The organism is Streptacidiphilus sp. BW17 (assembly GCF_041262485.1).
Lineage (GTDB): Bacteria > Actinomycetota > Actinomycetes > Streptomycetales > Streptomycetaceae > Streptacidiphilus.
In genome coordinates, this window is record NZ_JBGCCR010000044.1 from 1 (window position 1) to 14,839 (window position 14,839).

General features: G+C 72.9%; 14 protein-coding genes, 1 tRNA gene and 1 pseudogene. 11 read left to right on the forward strand and 5 right to left on the reverse strand.

The annotated features are described in order from the left end of the window. Positions 1-185: hypothetical protein (locus tag ABH940_RS33655; RefSeq protein ID WP_370107009.1), on the reverse strand; the 185-nt coding region annotated here is incomplete at its 3' end. A gap of 331 nt (positions 186-516) precedes the next feature. Between ABH940_RS33655 and ABH940_RS33660 the strand changes: the two genes are divergently transcribed. Then, complete coding sequence (locus ABH940_RS33660) at positions 517-1,830, forward strand: tetratricopeptide repeat protein (protein ID WP_370067636.1); 1,314 nt, start codon at positions 517-519, stop codon at positions 1,828-1,830. Between the two features lie 125 nt (positions 1,831-1,955). On the opposite strand, the gene ABH940_RS33665 is transcribed toward ABH940_RS33660, so the two are convergent. After that, entirely contained in the window at positions 1,956-3,101 is a 1,146-nt protein-coding gene (locus ABH940_RS33665; protein WP_370107010.1) for an ROK family transcriptional regulator, read from the reverse strand. Between the two features lie 57 nt (positions 3,102-3,158). Here ABH940_RS33665 and ABH940_RS33670 point away from each other — a divergent pair, with 57 nt between their 5' ends. Then, positions 3,159-4,229 carry a Gfo/Idh/MocA family oxidoreductase gene (locus tag ABH940_RS33670; RefSeq protein ID WP_370107011.1) on the forward strand — a complete coding sequence of 357 codons (1,071 nt, stop codon included), beginning with the start codon at positions 3,159-3,161 and terminating at the stop codon, positions 4,227-4,229. Further along, a complete protein-coding gene (locus ABH940_RS33675) occupies positions 4,226-4,684 on the forward strand; it encodes a heme-degrading domain-containing protein (RefSeq protein WP_370107012.1) in 459 nt (152 codons plus the stop codon). The genes ABH940_RS33670 and ABH940_RS33675 overlap by 4 nt, the downstream gene beginning before the upstream one ends. A gap of 36 nt (positions 4,685-4,720) precedes the next feature. Here ABH940_RS33675 and ABH940_RS33680 read toward each other — a convergent pair whose 3' ends face one another. Both ABH940_RS33680 and ABH940_RS33685 read right to left on the reverse strand, forming a co-directional pair. Continuing rightward, a complete protein-coding gene (locus ABH940_RS33680; RefSeq protein ID WP_370067644.1) occupies positions 4,721-5,359 on the reverse strand; it encodes a histidine phosphatase family protein in 639 nt (212 codons plus the stop codon). Positions 5,360-5,552: 193 nt separating this feature from the next. Next, positions 5,553-6,284 (reverse strand): TetR/AcrR family transcriptional regulator, encoded by a 732-nt coding sequence (locus ABH940_RS33685; protein ID WP_370067646.1) that lies wholly within the window; start codon positions 6,282-6,284, stop codon positions 5,553-5,555. A 180-nt stretch (positions 6,285-6,464) separates the two neighbouring features. Here ABH940_RS33685 and ABH940_RS33690 point away from each other — a divergent pair, with 180 nt between their 5' ends. The 6 genes from ABH940_RS33690 (at position 6,465) to ABH940_RS33715 (ending at position 12,682) form a co-directional block, all read left to right on the forward strand. After that, positions 6,465-7,091 (forward strand): phosphatase PAP2 family protein, encoded by a 627-nt coding sequence (locus ABH940_RS33690; protein ID WP_370067648.1) that lies wholly within the window; start codon positions 6,465-6,467, stop codon positions 7,089-7,091. Positions 7,092-7,161: 70 nt separating this feature from the next. Next, positions 7,162-8,388, forward strand: a complete 1,227-nt coding sequence (locus tag ABH940_RS33695) for a hypothetical protein (protein WP_370107013.1) — start codon at positions 7,162-7,164, stop codon at positions 8,386-8,388. Next, positions 8,385-9,974, forward strand: a complete 1,590-nt coding sequence (locus tag ABH940_RS33700) for a hypothetical protein (RefSeq protein WP_370107014.1) — start codon at positions 8,385-8,387, stop codon at positions 9,972-9,974. The genes ABH940_RS33695 and ABH940_RS33700 overlap by 4 nt, the downstream gene beginning before the upstream one ends. Next, on the forward strand, positions 9,971-11,386 hold the full coding sequence (locus tag ABH940_RS33705; protein WP_370107015.1) for an AAA domain-containing protein: 1,416 nt from the start codon (positions 9,971-9,973) through the stop codon (positions 11,384-11,386). The genes ABH940_RS33700 and ABH940_RS33705 overlap by 4 nt, the downstream gene beginning before the upstream one ends. A gap of 199 nt (positions 11,387-11,585) precedes the next feature. Continuing rightward, positions 11,586-11,936, forward strand: coding sequence for a hypothetical protein (locus tag ABH940_RS33710; RefSeq protein ID WP_370067656.1), 351 nt, complete (start codon positions 11,586-11,588; stop codon positions 11,934-11,936). Positions 11,937-12,079: 143 nt separating this feature from the next. Then, positions 12,080-12,682, forward strand: a complete 603-nt coding sequence (locus tag ABH940_RS33715) for a bifunctional DNA primase/polymerase (RefSeq protein ID WP_370067944.1) — start codon at positions 12,080-12,082, stop codon at positions 12,680-12,682. 89 nt (positions 12,683-12,771) lie between these two features. Here ABH940_RS33715 and ABH940_RS33720 read toward each other — a convergent pair. Beyond that, positions 12,772-13,633: pseudogene (locus ABH940_RS33720) on the reverse strand (PhzF family phenazine biosynthesis isomerase). Positions 13,634-13,804: 171 nt separating this feature from the next. On the opposite strand from ABH940_RS33720, the gene ABH940_RS33725 reads away from it, so the two are divergent. Both ABH940_RS33725 and ABH940_RS33730 read left to right on the forward strand, forming a co-directional pair. Further along, positions 13,805-13,878: transfer RNA gene (locus ABH940_RS33725), tRNA-Lys, on the forward strand. A gap of 84 nt (positions 13,879-13,962) precedes the next feature. Beyond that, positions 13,963-14,610, forward strand: a complete 648-nt coding sequence (locus tag ABH940_RS33730; protein ID WP_370067660.1) for a nucleoside/nucleotide kinase family protein — start codon at positions 13,963-13,965, stop codon at positions 14,608-14,610. Positions 14,611-14,839: the final 229 nt, after the last annotated feature.

The window sequence follows — 14,839 nt, forward strand, 5'->3', positions numbered from 1 at the left end:
TCAGGGACCGTCACCAGGTCGACCATGCCACGCGCCCTGTCCTCCCATCCGTCGACCCGGTCAACCCGGTCGCACTGGTCGGCGGCCTCGACCAGTGCGACCCGGTCAACCCGGTCGCACTGGTCGGCGGCCTCGACCAGCCTGCGCGCACGGCACTCGGCCGCCGCCTGACGTCCCGTATCCACCTGCACAGGTGCCTCCTTGGCCGTGCCGGGTCGCACCCGGGCCTCCCTGATCCGGCAGGATCACGCAATCACGCCTGGTCGAACGCGGTCCTGCCGCGCCGCGAACGACCCTGCGGTACCAGGTACAACGCGACAGCCGATCACGGGCCACGGGTGTAGGCAGGGCAGGCCATGGCATTTCATAGCAGATCGAAGCGAGCACGTCCGATTTGTCACAGAACCCTGCGTGTTCGAATTTTTGCGGAGAGTAACCTCACCACTGCTGTTCCGTACCAGGGGGTGCCGCATGGCTCACGACTCTCTCCGTTCGCAACCCTCTCCCAACCTGCGGATGCGCGATCTCCGCGGGGATCTCTCGCCGCGCGAGTTCGCCGCCTCGGTGCGCCGCGCGGCGCGCGAGATCGGGGAGCACGTCTCCTGCGACGCGCGCTACGTCGGCCGGGTGGAGTCGGGCGAGATCCGGTGCCCCAACTACGCCTACGAGCGGGTGTTCCGGCACATGTTCCCGGGCGCCGGACTGGCCGAGCTGGGCTTCACACCCCGCGAGGAGGCCCGGTGCAGACCCGCCTCCGCGGCACCACTCGATGAGGAGAAAGACGACGTGCAGCGACGCACGTTCCTGACCGGCGGCCCACTGGCCGTGGCCACCGCTCTGAGCTGGGACGTCCCGACTCAGGCCGCGGCCGCCGGGGCGGCGGGAGGCACCGCCGCCCCGGCCGAGCCGGTCGTGGGCACCAAGGTCGGCGCCCGAGAGGTCCGCGAGGTCGAGTCGGCGGTCCGTCAGATCCGACTGCTGGACGACGTCCACGGCGCGGACACCCTGTTCGAGCGGGCCGGTGACACCCTGCGCTCGGCCTACCAACTGCTCAACTGTGGCTCCTACACGGCCAAGGTCGAGCAGCAACTCCAAGCCTGGGCAGGCGAGCTGGCGATCTCGGTCGGCTGGCTCGCCCACGACTCGGGCCGGCTCGGCGAGGCCCGCTCGCTCTACGCCGAGGCCCTCGCCACCGCGCGGATGGCCGGCGACCCCGCTCTGGAGGCGCACGCATTCTGCAACGCCGCCTTCCTCGCGCGTGATGCGGGACGCCCCCGCGAGTCGGTCCGGGCCGCGCAGGCCGCGCGCACGGCAGCGGCCGAGCTCGGTTCGCCGCGCCTGCTGGCACTGCTCTCGCTGCGCGAGGCGGGCGGCTGGGCACTGCTGCGCGATCGCGGAGCCTGCGCCCGCGCCCTGGGCGAGGCCCGAGGCCACTTCGAAGCCGGCACCTCGGAGGCGGATCCCGAGTGGATGTCCTTCTTCAACGAGGGCGAGTTGGCGGGGTTGACCGCCCAATGCTGGGCCGCCCTGGGCGAGTTCGACTCGGCCGCGCGCTGGGCCGAACAGGCCATAACGCTGCAGCCCACCCACTTCGTACGCAACCGCGCCTTGTACACCGCCGAGTTGGCGCACGACGAGCTCGGCCGCGGCTCGGTCGTCGAGGCAGCCTGCACCGGTTCCGACGCGGTCGCCCTGCTCACCTCGGTGCGCTCGACGCGGATCAGGGGCATGGTCTCCGCGACTGCGGAGCGGATGCGCAGCCGCGGGCTCAGCCGCGTCCCCGAGGTGGCTGAGTTCCTGGAGCGGTACCAGCTGGCGCTGGCAAGCTGAGCCGCCGACCGAGGGCGGGGCCCCGCGCCTCGGGCCTCTTGGCTGCGGTCCGACGCCTGAGGGCCGTCGGCTACGGCCCCGCGCCTGAGGGCCCTTGGCTGCGGCCCCGTCCGACTGGGCGTGCCTCAGCCGAACACGCGCGTCAGCACCAACCCGGCGGCGCCCAGGGCCACGGCATCCCGCCCAGCCGGGGCGACGGCGAGGGAGACACGCTGCCAGGACGGGTCGGGGAGCCTGGCGTCGAGGACCTCCCGCACCGCCGCGAGGTAGGCCTCGGGGGCGTCGGCCACCTCACGACCGCCGAGGACGACCTCGTCCAGGTCCAGCAGCCGGACCAGGTTGGCGACACCCTCGCCGAGAAGCCGTGCCGCCTGCTCCGGCGTGGCTGCCGCCTGCCAGAGCGCTTCCAGACAGCCGCGGTTGCCGCAACGGCAGCGCGGGCCCGCGGGGTCGAGGACCTGATGCCCGAACTCTCCGGCATTGGTGCGCGCTCCACGTTGGACCGCACCACCGAGGACGAGACCAGCGCCGAGACCGTGGTCGAGGTGGATGAACGCCCGGTTCGGGGAACCCAGGACGCTGAGCACTCCGGCCGTGCTGTCCTTCTCGATCTCGGTGGGCAGCCCGAGGCGGTCCGCGACGGCATCGCGCAGCGCCATTCGGTTCCAGGCAGGAGCTCCGGTGACCTCGTGCAGCACGCCGGCCTGCTGGTCCAGCGGCCCCGGCGAGGCAACGCCCACCCCGAGGACCCGTTCGCGCTCGACGGCGGTCAGTTGCCGGTTCACCTCCTCGGCCAGCAGGTCGAGCACCGGGCCGGGCCCCCACTCCGCCAGGTCGATGGGCAGGTGACGGGTGTCCGCGACCCGTCCGGCGAGGTCGGCTCGGAGGACCGTGAGGGCGTCGCGCCCCAACTGAACGCCGAGCGCCCAACGCGCCTCGGGAACAAGGGCCAGCAGGGTCCGAGGCTTCCCGCCGGTCGAGGCCCCGCGCCCGGACTCCCCGACGAGGCCGTCCTCCAGCAGCCTCTGGACGATCTTGCTGATCGCCTGGGCAGTCAGCCCAGAGCCCCGCGCCAGCTCGACGCGACTGACCCCGCCCGCCCCGGCGGCACGGACCAGGCTCAGCACGGCCGCCGCATTGTGGTCGCGCAGCGCGGTGAGATTCGCACCCGCCCGGGCGGTCGACGCGCTCGCGGCACCGGCGGAACCCGTGGAACCAGTGGAATCGGCGAGGTCAGCGGGTTCAGTGGAACGGGACGAGAGGGAGGCCACGAATTGATTATGCGGCTTGCTTGCCACTTAATCCACACTGTTGTTTAACTGGGGGGCATGGCTGCGAACCGCACAGAGAACAACGCCGCCCCGCTGCGCGTAGGCCTGATCGGCTACGGCGTCGCGGGTGCGGTCTTCCACGCACCGCTGATCGCGAACACCCCGGGACTGCACCTGGACGCGGTCGTCACCTCGAACCCGGAGCGCAGGGACCAGGCCGCCGCCCGGTACCCGGAAGCCCGACTCCTGGCCGACGCCGCCGAACTCTGGCCGCTCGGGCTGGACCTGGTCGTGGTGGCCTCCCCCAACCGGACCCACGTCGCGCTCGCGACCGCCGCACTGGAGGCCGGGGTCCCGGTCGTCGTCGACAAGCCCCTGGCCGCAACCGCCGCCGAGGGCCGGGCCCTCGCCGAGCTCGCGGAGGCGCGTGGCGTGTTGCTGAGTGTGTTTCAGAACCGGCGCTGGGACGGCGACTTCCGTACGGTGAGCGAGCTGATCCGCTCGGGTCGGCTCGGCACGGTGCACCACTTCGAGTCGCGCTTCGAACGCTGGCGCCCCAACCTCAAGGGCGGCTGGCGCGAGTTGGGCGACCCGGCCGAGGCCGGCGGCGTCCTGTACGACCTGGGCAGCCACCTGGTCGACCAGGCGCTCACCCTCTTCGGACCCGCCGTCCGCGTCTACGCGGAGCTGGATGTCCGTCGACGCGGCGCGCAGGCCGACGACGACTCCTTCGTGGCGCTGACCCACGCCGACGGCACCCGCTCCCACCTGTGGACGAGCGCGGTGGCCGCCGATCTCGGCCCGCGCTTCCGGGTGTTGGGCAGCGAGGCCTCCTACGTCGGCTACGGGCTGGACGGCCAGGAGGATGCGCTGCGCGCCGGACGCACCCCCGCCGACGAGGGCTGGGGCGAGACTCCCCCGGAGCGCTATGGACGGCTCGGCACCGTCGACGACTCGGTCGCCCACCCGACCCTCCCCGGCGCGTACCAGGACTTCTACGCCCGGCTCGTGGAGGCTCTCCACGGGCGCGCGCCCGCGCCGGTCGCCGCGCGCGACGCGATCAACACGCTGACCGTGCTGGAGGCCGCGCGTCTCTCCTCCGCCGAGGGCCGGACGGTGGCACTGTGACGACGACCGCCGAACTGGTCGAGCAGGAGCGGCGGTTGCAGTTCTCCCGCTTCACCAACGAGGACGCCTGGCGTCTGGGCTGTCTGCTCGCCGAGCTGGCCGGGGAGCGCGGGCTGCCGATCACCGTCGACATCCGCCGCGGCGAACAGCAGTTGTTCCACTACGCCCTCCCCGGTACCTGCGCGGACAACGACGCATGGATCGAGCGGAAGATCCGTGTGGTGCGACGCTACGGTGCCAGTTCCTACCTGGTCGGGCAGCGCTTCCGCGAGAAGGGCAGCAGCTTCGAGGAGAAGTCGCGGCTCTGCCCGGACCGCTATGCGGCGCACGGCGGCGCGTTCCCGGTGGTCGTCACCGATGTCGGCCTGGTCGGAACGGTCGCCGTGTCGGGGCTGGCGCAGGTGGACGACCACAAGCTGGTGGTCGAGGCGCTGGAGCGGTTCCTGGAGGGCTGATCCCAGCGTGATCCCGACCTGATCCGGAAGACAGCCCTACGCCAGATGCGCGGCGTCGTTCCAACGTTCGACGGCACGGGCGCCGTACTCCCAGGTCAGCACTGACAGCGTGGCCGGGCCGAGCTTGAAGCGCTGCGCCTGTTCCGGCGGCAGGCCCAGCCAGCGCGCGGTGAGGATGCGGAGCAGGTGCCCGTGGGCGAAGACCACGAGGTCGCGGTCGGCGCTGTGCATCACGGTGGTGTCCGGGTCCGGCACGCCCGCACGGGCGTCGATGTCGGCGAGGAACGCGTCCACCCGGGCACTGACCTCGCCGATCTTCTCGCCCGCGGGGACGCCGTCGCGCCAGATCAGCCAGCCCGGCTGCGCCCCGGCGCGGATCTCGGGGCCGGTCAGGCCCTCGTAGCTGCCGTAGTCCCATTCGAGCAGCCGGTCGTCGAGGGCCAGGCGCTCACCGAAGCCCGCCAGTTCGGCGGTCTCCCTGGCGCGGGAGAGCGGGCTGCTCAGGATCTCCGCGTCCACCAGGCCGTGCCATGGCGCGGCGGCGAACCGCTCACCCAGGCGACGGCCCATCGTGCGGCCCTCGTCGGTGAGGGGGATGTCCGTCCGCCCGGTGTGGCGACCAGTCGCCGACCAGTCGGTCTCACCGTGCCGAACCAGCAGCAGCCGCGCGGGCATGAACGTTCCTCCAGGGGCGTGCGGGGCGCGCAAGGCGCGCAGGACATCTCCCATGATCCCCCGACTGCCGACCCGAACGACGCCGACCCGGCCCGGCCTCACATCCCGCCCCGCCTCACCCCACCCGGATCGCGACCCGGATCCGGATCGCACCCCGCCCCGACCCGAGCCGGTCAGCCACGATCCCGGCTGGTCAGGCCTGCGACGCGGGTGCCTCGGCCGCCTGCCGGGCACGCTCGCGGATGCCGCAGAGGATCAGGTCCAGCCCGTAGGCGTACTGGCCCGCGCCGTCGCCCGCACAGGCGAGCATCTCGGGCGCGAGATCGGCCAGGTTCGGAAAGCGGTCCTGCGGAAGCGCTGCCAGGCGGCTGCGGAAGCGTTCGACTGCCTCCGGGCGGGCGCAGACACGGATCTCGCGGAGCGCGGAGCCGATGGTGAAGCGTGAGAGCGTGCCATAGGCGCGCGTCACGTCCTCGCGCCCCAGTCCCGCCTCGCGCAACAGCATGAGCATCCGCTCCATCGCCGACGTGGCCGCGTCGAGGAAGTCGTCGTGGCCGGTGGACTCGGCGAGCAGGCGCAGCACGGCCGGACGGCCGGTGAAGAGGTCGTGCACCGCGATGCAGGCGGCCCGCAGCTGCTGGTCCCAACTGCCCTCGGTGCTGGGCGGGACGTAGGTGTCGAGCACCCGGTCCCTGGCCGCACGGAACAGCTCGTCCTTGCCGCGGAAGTAGGTGTACAGGGCCATCGTGCCGACGCCCAGGTCCTCGGCCAGGGCGCGCATCGAGAAGGCGTCCAGGCCCTTGTCGTCCAGCAGGCGGAGGGCCCGCTCGATGATCAGCTCGGCGCTCAACGATCCCCGCGGCGCACGCGACCGCCGCGTCGGCCTGGGCCTGGCAACGGTGCCGGCGGACTGCTCGGAGGGCATGCCAGGAGCGTACACAGGTGAGGTAACGGCCGGTAAAAGGCACCACAACGGGTGTGTTCGACCGGGTTCGCGGGCCACTCGCACCGAGACCGGGGGCGGTTGCGACAAGACCTGGCGTACGGCGTACGGTACTGCGTACGGTTTCCATGCCGAATCGTCCCGTCGCGCCCGGAGCCCGCCATGTCATCGACCGCCACCACACCGGGGCACAGGAACGTCGCACCACACGACGCACTCGGCGCATCGGTGCGGGAGCTGTTGCTCGTCGTGGTGATCTACCTCGCCTACGACGGGAGCAGCCTCCTGGTCCGCGGCGGCATCAACAGCACCCACCGCGGCGCGACCCGTCTGCTCGACCTCGGCATACCTGCCGACTTCGCCTACGCGACGCTGCACTACCTGGCCACCCCGGCCGTGCTGATCTGGCTGTGGCGACGGCACCGCCACGCCTACCGTCGCGCCCGGACCTGGCTCGGGATCACCACCGTGCTCGCTCTGACCGGCTTCGCCTGCCTCCCCGCTGCGCCACCCCGCGCGCTGCCCGCCATGCCGAGTCTCCATGTGGGCTGGGCGCTCTGGTGCGGCGTGATGCTGGTCCGGTTCGCGCGGGACCGGACGGTCCGGACGCTGGGGCTGCTCTACCCGGTGATCATCGCGTTGGTGGTGACGGGGACCGGCAGCCACTACCTGTTCGACATCCTGGCAGGCGCCGCCGTGGTCGTCCTCGGCGGCCTCCTGGCCGGCCCGGTCCAGCGAGCGAACCCGAGAGCCCTCAGCCGACGCCCGACGTCCATGTCTCCCCCGTGACGCACGTCTGACGCACGTCCCCGAAGGACATCCCGAATTGTCAGTGGAAGGTGCCACACTGGCGGGCACCATGAACCACTCGACGCACATGCGGGTCGACCCGCCGCTCACCCCGCTCGAATCGCGGCTCGCCGCGCTCCGCGGTCGTGCCGCCGCGCGGAGCATGGACGCGCGGACACTGGCCGCGCTCGCCGCCAATCCGGGGTGCGGACGACGGGCTGTGCTGGACGCCGCCGGGGTCGACAAGGCCGCGCTGGCCGAACGGCTCGGCGCTCCGGGGGCGATGGGCCAGTCACCGTTCGCGATAGCGCGCGGCCTGGTCTTCGAGCGACGGCTGCGCGCCGATGGCTGCGCCGAGTTGGTCGCCCTGCTGCGTCGGACGCTGCTGCCCGAGGGCGACGAGCAGACTCCGGTCGAGGTGCCGGACCTGCTGGTCAAGGACGGTGCCGCGGTCCGGGCCGCGCGTACCCGGTCGGTGCTGGCCGAGGCTTCGGCGCGGCCCGGCGTGTGGACGGTGCTGGACCATCCGCTACTGCGGCTCGAGGTCGCCGGGTCCACGGTCTCGCTGGAGCCCGATGCCGTCGTCGTCCGGCCGGACGGGCGCTGGACGGTGCTGGAGATCAAGTCCTTCCCGATCCTGGACGGAGCCGCCGATCCGGCCAAGGTGGGCGCGGCAGCCCGCCAGGCCGCCGTCTACGTGCTGGCGCTGCGTGCGACCGCTGCTGCGCTGGAGGGCACGACGCTGCCCGCCTCCCCATACGCCGAGCCGGAGGGTCTGGCCGCGGCTCCGAGCACGACGGGCCTGCTGGTCTGCCCGCGCGACTTCAGCAACGCGCCTACCGCCGCGTCGGTGGACCTGCGCAAGCAGATCGCCGTGACCAGGCGTCAGCTCGCCCGGCTCACCCGGGTGGAACAGCTGCTCGACGTGCTCCCGCCCAGGGCAAGCCTGGAGGACGCGCCGCACTCCGTCGACGCGCTCCCCCATGCCTACGCACCTGACTGCCTGGCCGCCTGCGAGTTGGCGTTCCACTGCAGGTCACAGGCGCGCGCCGCCGGGTCGGTGGAGACGCTCGGTCGTGGCGTCCGTGGCGAACTCGGCAGCCTGACCACGGTCGACGAGGCCCTCGCCGCCACCACACCCGGCGGCGCACTGGCACGAGCGGCCGAGCTCCGCCGCGAGGCGCTGGCCACGGCCACTGCCACGCCCGCTGCGGCAGCGACAGCAACGGCGACAGCGACAGCGACAGCGACAGCGACAGCGACGATGTCCGCACGCGACATGGCGGTCGTGCGGTGAGCCTGCTGTCCACCCTGGCCCGACTGGAGGCGGTACGGTCGGGCCGAGCCCAACCGCTGGCCACGGTCCGCCACCGGCATCTGGCCGAACGGCCTTTCGTCCTGGTGCCGTTGACCGCTGCCGGCGAGACGGGCGCGCCACTCGCGGCCCTGCTCGGGTGCGACCGCGAGCGGCCGGTACTGCTCACCGTGCCACAGCCGCTCGACCGCGACCTGCGGTTCGCCTTCCTGGCCCGGTTGGCCGACGAGTTGCTGCCGTATCTGGAGGGTTTCGGCGAGTCCGTCGAACTCATCGAACGCACCGGCAAGGACGCCGACTCGGGTGAGCGCACCACAGAGGTCCGCGAACTCTACTCCGACGCACCACAGTTGATCGTTCCCAACCAGGGCGGCGTCGAGCTGCTCGGCCTGCTCGGCCGGTCGATGCGGTTCCGGCGCACGGCCGAGGACGCCGACCCGGGTCCGTTCCCGGCTCCGCCCTGGGTGCCGCTGTTGGGGCGCTGGCTCACCCACCTCGCCGAGCGCGCACAGGTGCCGGGCTCGTCCCTGCTGCTGCCGCTGACGGGGGTGCTGGCGCGCCACTGGGCGACGGGGCAGAGCTCACTGGAGGACGCGCATCTGGGCGCGTTGCTCGGCTGGATCGCCCCACCCGAGGGCGAACGCGGCGAGCGGGCGGCGCTGCGGGCGGAGAACGAACGGGACGTGCAGGGCCAACTCCTCTGCCCTCCGGCCGGTCCGGCCACCGACCCCGATTTCGACCGTGCCGTGCTTGGTCCCGCGATCACCCGCCACGACGCCGCTCGCGACGCCGCTCGGGATGCCGCCCGCGCCACCGCGGACCGAACCGTCACCGAAGCGGCAGACGGTGGAGTCGGCGACGACGAGCAGGCCGCGCACGTGGTCGCGGCACGCGCGGCCGAGATCGACGCGCTGCTGGAGGCAGTGCTGCTCCCGGTCTGGCAGCAGGTGTGGCAGGGCATCGACCTGCTGCGCACGCTGCCGCCCGGCGCGCATGTGGCCGAGCGGTGGGAGGGCGACCGCTGGTCGTACACCGGCCACCGCGACCGACTGGCCGCGGGCGAGCCGCCGCAGCCGGTGCGTGACGACGCCGTGACCGCCGCGCGCAAACTCGCCCAGCGCGAACGCGAACTGACCCGCCTCGACCTGCAGGAGGCGCTGGACGACCCGCTGGCCATGGCCGAGCACCGGCTTGCCGGACAGGCCTTCGCCGGCGAGGTCGTGTCCGTCGAACCCGCCTACGACACCAGCGGCCGCAGCCCGAAGCCGCGCCCGCTGGTGACCGTCCGCACCGCCGACCGCCCCCACGTCGAGGCCGGTTCGGAGCTGCACCGGGCCAACGGTCCGTCCGCCCAGAAGGCCGAGCTGACCGGGATCGACGAGGCGGCCGGGTTGCTGACGGTACGTCTGCTGAGCGGCATGGGCCGCAAGAAGGAGCCGGAGCAGGGCAGCGTCCCCGAGCCCGGCGAACAGGTCTGCTTCACCCTGTTCGAACTGTCGGCACGTCAGTCCGCGCCATTGCCGGAGCCCGAGGACACCCCCTGGACCCACGGAGGCCCGCCGCAGTGAGCAGCACCACCGACCCGTACGGGGCATCCGAGGCGTCGGGGACGTCCGCCGCCCCGCCGTCCCCGGGCGAGCAGGCCGACGCCGCGGTCGCGGCGATCCTGCGGGCCGCGGTGCACGGCAGCGAGCGCGGCACCGTCGTGGACTCGCCTCCGGGCGCAGGCAAGTCGACGCTCGTGGTCCGGGCCGCCCGCGAGCTCGCGGGTGCGGGCGAGCGGCTGATGATCGTCGCGCAGACCAACAGCCAGGTGGACGACCTGGTCGACCGGCTCGCCGAGAAGGACCCCGGGCTGGCCATCGGCCGTCTCCACGGCAGCGACGCGACCCCGGCCGGGCACGCCCTGCGCCACCCGGGTGTCGTAGCCTCGACCAAGGTCTCCGACCTGCGCGAACTGCCGGTCGTGGTGGCCACGGCGGCGAAGTGGCAGTGGGTGAAGGACGTCGATCCGTGGCGTCACGCGATCGTCGACGAGGCGTACCAGATGCGCTCGGACGCGCTGCTCGCCGTGGCGCGGCTGTTCGAGCGGGCGCTTTTCGTCGGCGATCCGGGCCAGTTGGACCCGTTCAGCATCGTCGATGCGGACGCCTGGGCGGGGCTCAGCTACGACCCCTCGCAGAGTGCGGTCGTCACGCTGCTCGCGCACAACCCCGGCATCGTTCCGCACCGGCTTCCCGTCTCCTGGCGCTTGCCGGCCTCCGCCGCGCCGCTGATCTCCGACGCGTTCTACCCGTTCACCCCGTTCCGCGCCGGGACCGAACCCGGCGACCGCCGACTGCTGCTGGGCGCACCCGCGCCCCTGACCACTCCCACGCTCCCGGGCACTCTCACACGGCGCCTGGCGGCCGCGGCGGACGAGGTCCTCGACGTGGCCGCGGCCTCCGGCTGGGGTCTGCTGGAGCTTCCGCCTCGGCACACCGTCCGCACCGATCCGGAGGCGGTCGCCGCGGTCGCGGCCGTGGTCGCCCGACTGCTGGCCCGCGGCGGGAGCACGCTCTCGGAGCGGGGCGAGGAGCAACTCACCGCCGACCGGGTCGCTGTCGGCACCGCCCATCGCGACCAGGCCTCGGCGGTTCGCGCGGCACTTGCGGCGCTCGGCGCCGGCGGTGTGACCGTCGACACGGCCAACCGCTTGCAGGGGCGCGAGTACGACGTCACCGTGGTGCTCCACCCGCTGTCCGGGCGTCCGGACGCCACCGCTTTCCATCTGGAGACCGGCCGCCTCTGCGTGCTGACGTCCCGTCACCGCCACGCGTGCGTCGTGGTCGCCAGGGCGGGGATCCCGGAGCTGCTCGACGAACACCCCTCGGCCGAACCGGTCCAGCTGGGCGTGACGTTGAAGTTCCCGGACGGTTGGGAGGCCAACCAGGCCGTGCTGGAGCACCTCGGCCCCCACCGGGTCCGCTGCCGGCCCTGAGCCGGCGCCTGTGGTTCCACTCGCGGCCCGCAGACCGCCCACAGACAGCCCGCAGGCGCGGTGAAGCGCGGGAAAACAGGCCGAATCCCGCTGCGCCGTCACGGGAATAACCAGGTGGAGAGGCCCTGTTCCTCACCCGGCAGCTTCGGACCGACAATGGACTGCCGGCAGCTCGTCCGCACGCATCAGGAGGTGTCCGATGTCCGACTCCACGCCCGATCGCTCGTCGCAGAGGAGGCTCCGCCCTGCCCCGCTGCTCTTCGAGCCCGGATTGGCGGAGCCGGAGACCGAGCACTTCTTCGACCTGGAGTCGATCGAGGACCCGCGCGAGCTGCTCGGCCGCGCAACCGAGCTGACGCTCGCGTTCCGCGCGGCTGCGGAGCGCGCCTCCGAGTTCCAGGCGATAGCGGCGGCCCAACTCGCCGACCCGCGCCGGTTCGACAACCTCACTCTCGAGGAGATCGCGGCCCGCGCCGACTGGACTCCGGACTATGCCGCCAAGATGGTCGAGCACGGGCGTGGCCTGATGAGAAGCCGGCCGCTTGCGTAGGGACCGGCCCCGCACCGCCGTTCCTACCCCCCTGGCATATGCCAAAGGCAGCAGATGTTACTCCGATTCACCCCTACGTGTCCGGCTTTCCCAGGTTCCGGTGCGGCCGTCTTCCGCGTCCCGATACAGCTTGGACCGTGGACATGTGGACCTACGACTCCGTCGAGTACGTGACCGTCGCCGGCGAGGCCTGGCTGGCCTCCGCGAGCGAGTACCCGCGCAGCATGCGTGCGCTCTGGGAGACGCGCCCGTGGGCCGCCACGGTCCTGCCCTGCGGCCGCGTCTTCGATGTGATCAACCTGCCCGGACTCTTCGGCCGCAGGGTGCTCGACGAGCTCTGGGCGAGCGGGCCGGGTTGCGGGCCGGTGGCCACCCTCCGCGGCCGGATCCTGATCTTCGCCGAGCCCGGCACCGCCGCGCGCCTCCGCCCGCTGCTGGTCTGGGAGGAGTGGGCACGCGACGTCCCGCCCCTGCTCTGCCACGGCCAGGGCGACGCGATCACCGTTCCGCCGCTGCAGCGACCCCTGGACGCGCCGGAGGCCCAGGGGCGCTGGATCGTCGCGCCCGACGGCCCCGAGCCCTGGCTCCCCGGCGCTTCCACCCTGTTGTGGGCCTGTGTCCGCGCCTCCCGCGACCTGCCCGGCGGTGCGGCCCGCGCGGAGGCCGCCAAGCTGGCGGCGGCTACGTCCGGTGCGCCCTCCCCCGCACCGGACGTGGCCCCGCCCGATTTCGTCCCGGCGGGCTGAGGTTCCGCGCCTGAGGGCTGCAAGGTCACGCCGAAGGACTGACGGGCTGACGGGCTGACGGCCGTGCCGAAACCGGAACGGCGCGGGACTCAGCCGATGGGCACCGCCGTGCCGGAGACCCGCACCCGCTCGTCGTCCGGCGAGGCGGCGACGACCAGGGTGCTCGGGCGGCCCATGTCCTCGCCCTGGCGGATGGTGAAGGCGCCCGACGCCGGGAGTGCGCCCAGGTCGCGCAGGTAACCTCCGAACGCCGCAGCAGCCGCGCCGGTGGCCGGGTCCTCGACCACGCCGCCGATCGGGAACGGGTCGCGCGCGTGGTAGAGCTCCGGGCTCTCGCGCCACACCAGCTGCAGCGTCGTCCAACCTTGACGGCCCATCAGTTCGGCCAGTCCGTCGAAGTCGTAGTCCAGCGCCGCCAGCCGCGCACGGGAGCGAACAGCGAGCACCAGGTGCTCCACCCCGCCGAACGCGACGCGCGGCGGCAGTTCGCCGTCCAGATCCTCCGGGGCCCAGCGCAGTCAGCGCCTCGGCGAGCACCGCGGCGTCCACGGACCGCGAGTGGGTCGGCACGCTGGTCAGCGTGGCGCGGATCACACCGCCCTCGCCCTTGGCGGCCTCCAGGGCGATCTCGCCCGCCCCCGTGTCGAAGAGCAACGAGCCCTCCCCCAGCCGCTCGGCCAGGGCCACCGCGGTGGCGACCGTGGCGTGCCCGCAGAAGGCGACCTCGACCAGCGGGCTGAAGTAGCGCACCCGGAAGCGTCGGCGTTCCTCGTCGCGTTCGGTGACGAAGGCGCTCTCGGAGTACCCCACCTGAGCCGCTACCGCGAGCATGTCGGCGTCCGGGACGCCGCGGGCATCCAGCACGACGCCGGCGGGGTTGCCGCCCGCGGGATCGGTCGAGAACGCCGTGTAGCGCAGGACATCACTGGGGAGACGCACGGGTCCGGGCATGCGTCCAAGATCCCACGCGGGTCCGACAAGATCAACGAACGATTCGAGGAGGCAGAACGGCAGCAGGGCGATCCGGGGACGAGGCATTTGCCGGTCGGCGGCCAGGTGGTGGCCGGGCGGAACGGATTCGGCATTCGGTCGCCGTTCATGTAAAGTCTTCCACGTCAGCAGGCGCCGCTAGCTCAGTTGGTTAGAGCAGCTGACTCTTAATCAGCGGGTCCGGGGTTCGAGTCCCTGGCGGCGCACAGACAGCGAAGGGCCTCCTTGTTATCGCAAGGAGGCCCTTCGGCGTTGGCGCGGCAGACGTCCGGCCGAGGACAGGTGGAGCCATGAAGGCACAGGAGCTGGTCGACGCCGCCGCCGAGCTGGTCCCCGCGCCGGGCGGGCGCGCGCTCCTCGGGATCGCGGGCGCTCCGGGTGCGGGCAAGTCCACGCTGGCCCGCCGCCTGGTGACGGAGCTCTGCGACCGGCTCGGCCCGGACGCCGCGGCCTACGTCCCGATGGACGGCTTCCACCTCTCCAACATCCAGCTCGCCCGCCTCGGCCTGACCGACCGGAAGGGCTCGGCGCCCAGCTTCGACGTCTGGGGCTACCTCGCGCTGCTGCGGCGACTGCGCAGCCTCCCGGGGGCGGAGCCGGTGTACGTGCCGGACTACGACCGGACCCTGCACGAGCCGATCGCCGCCCGCCACCTGGTCCGGCCCGCGACCCGGCTGGTCGTTACCGAGGGCAACTACCTCGCCGCAGGTGACGCGGCCGGCCCCGGCTGGTCGGAGGTGCACGCGGCGCTGGACGTCGTCTGGTTCCTGGCCACCGCCGACGAGGTTCGCGACGCCCGGCTGATCGCCCGACAGCACGCAGGCGGCCGTGACGCCCACGCGGCCCGCGCCTGGGTCGACACCAACGACCGCCCCAACGGTGACCTGGTCGACGCCCACCGCGCCCCGGGCGTCCGGGTGATCACCGTCGAGCCGTGATCTTCATTCGGCAGTCGTAACCCTCCGTCACCTTCACCCTCGTCAGCTCCGTCACCGCGGCTCTCGCCCGCCGGGGCCGGACCGGCGCCCAGGCCAGTGCCCAGGCCGGCGCCCGCGCCCGTCGGACGCTCAAGATCAGCGTGCCGAAGGCCGTTTGAGCTCCGCTCCCGTGCCGTTCAGGGAGCCGACGCGGCCCGCGACCGCGCCACCTGCCGCGCCGTCGGGGCCG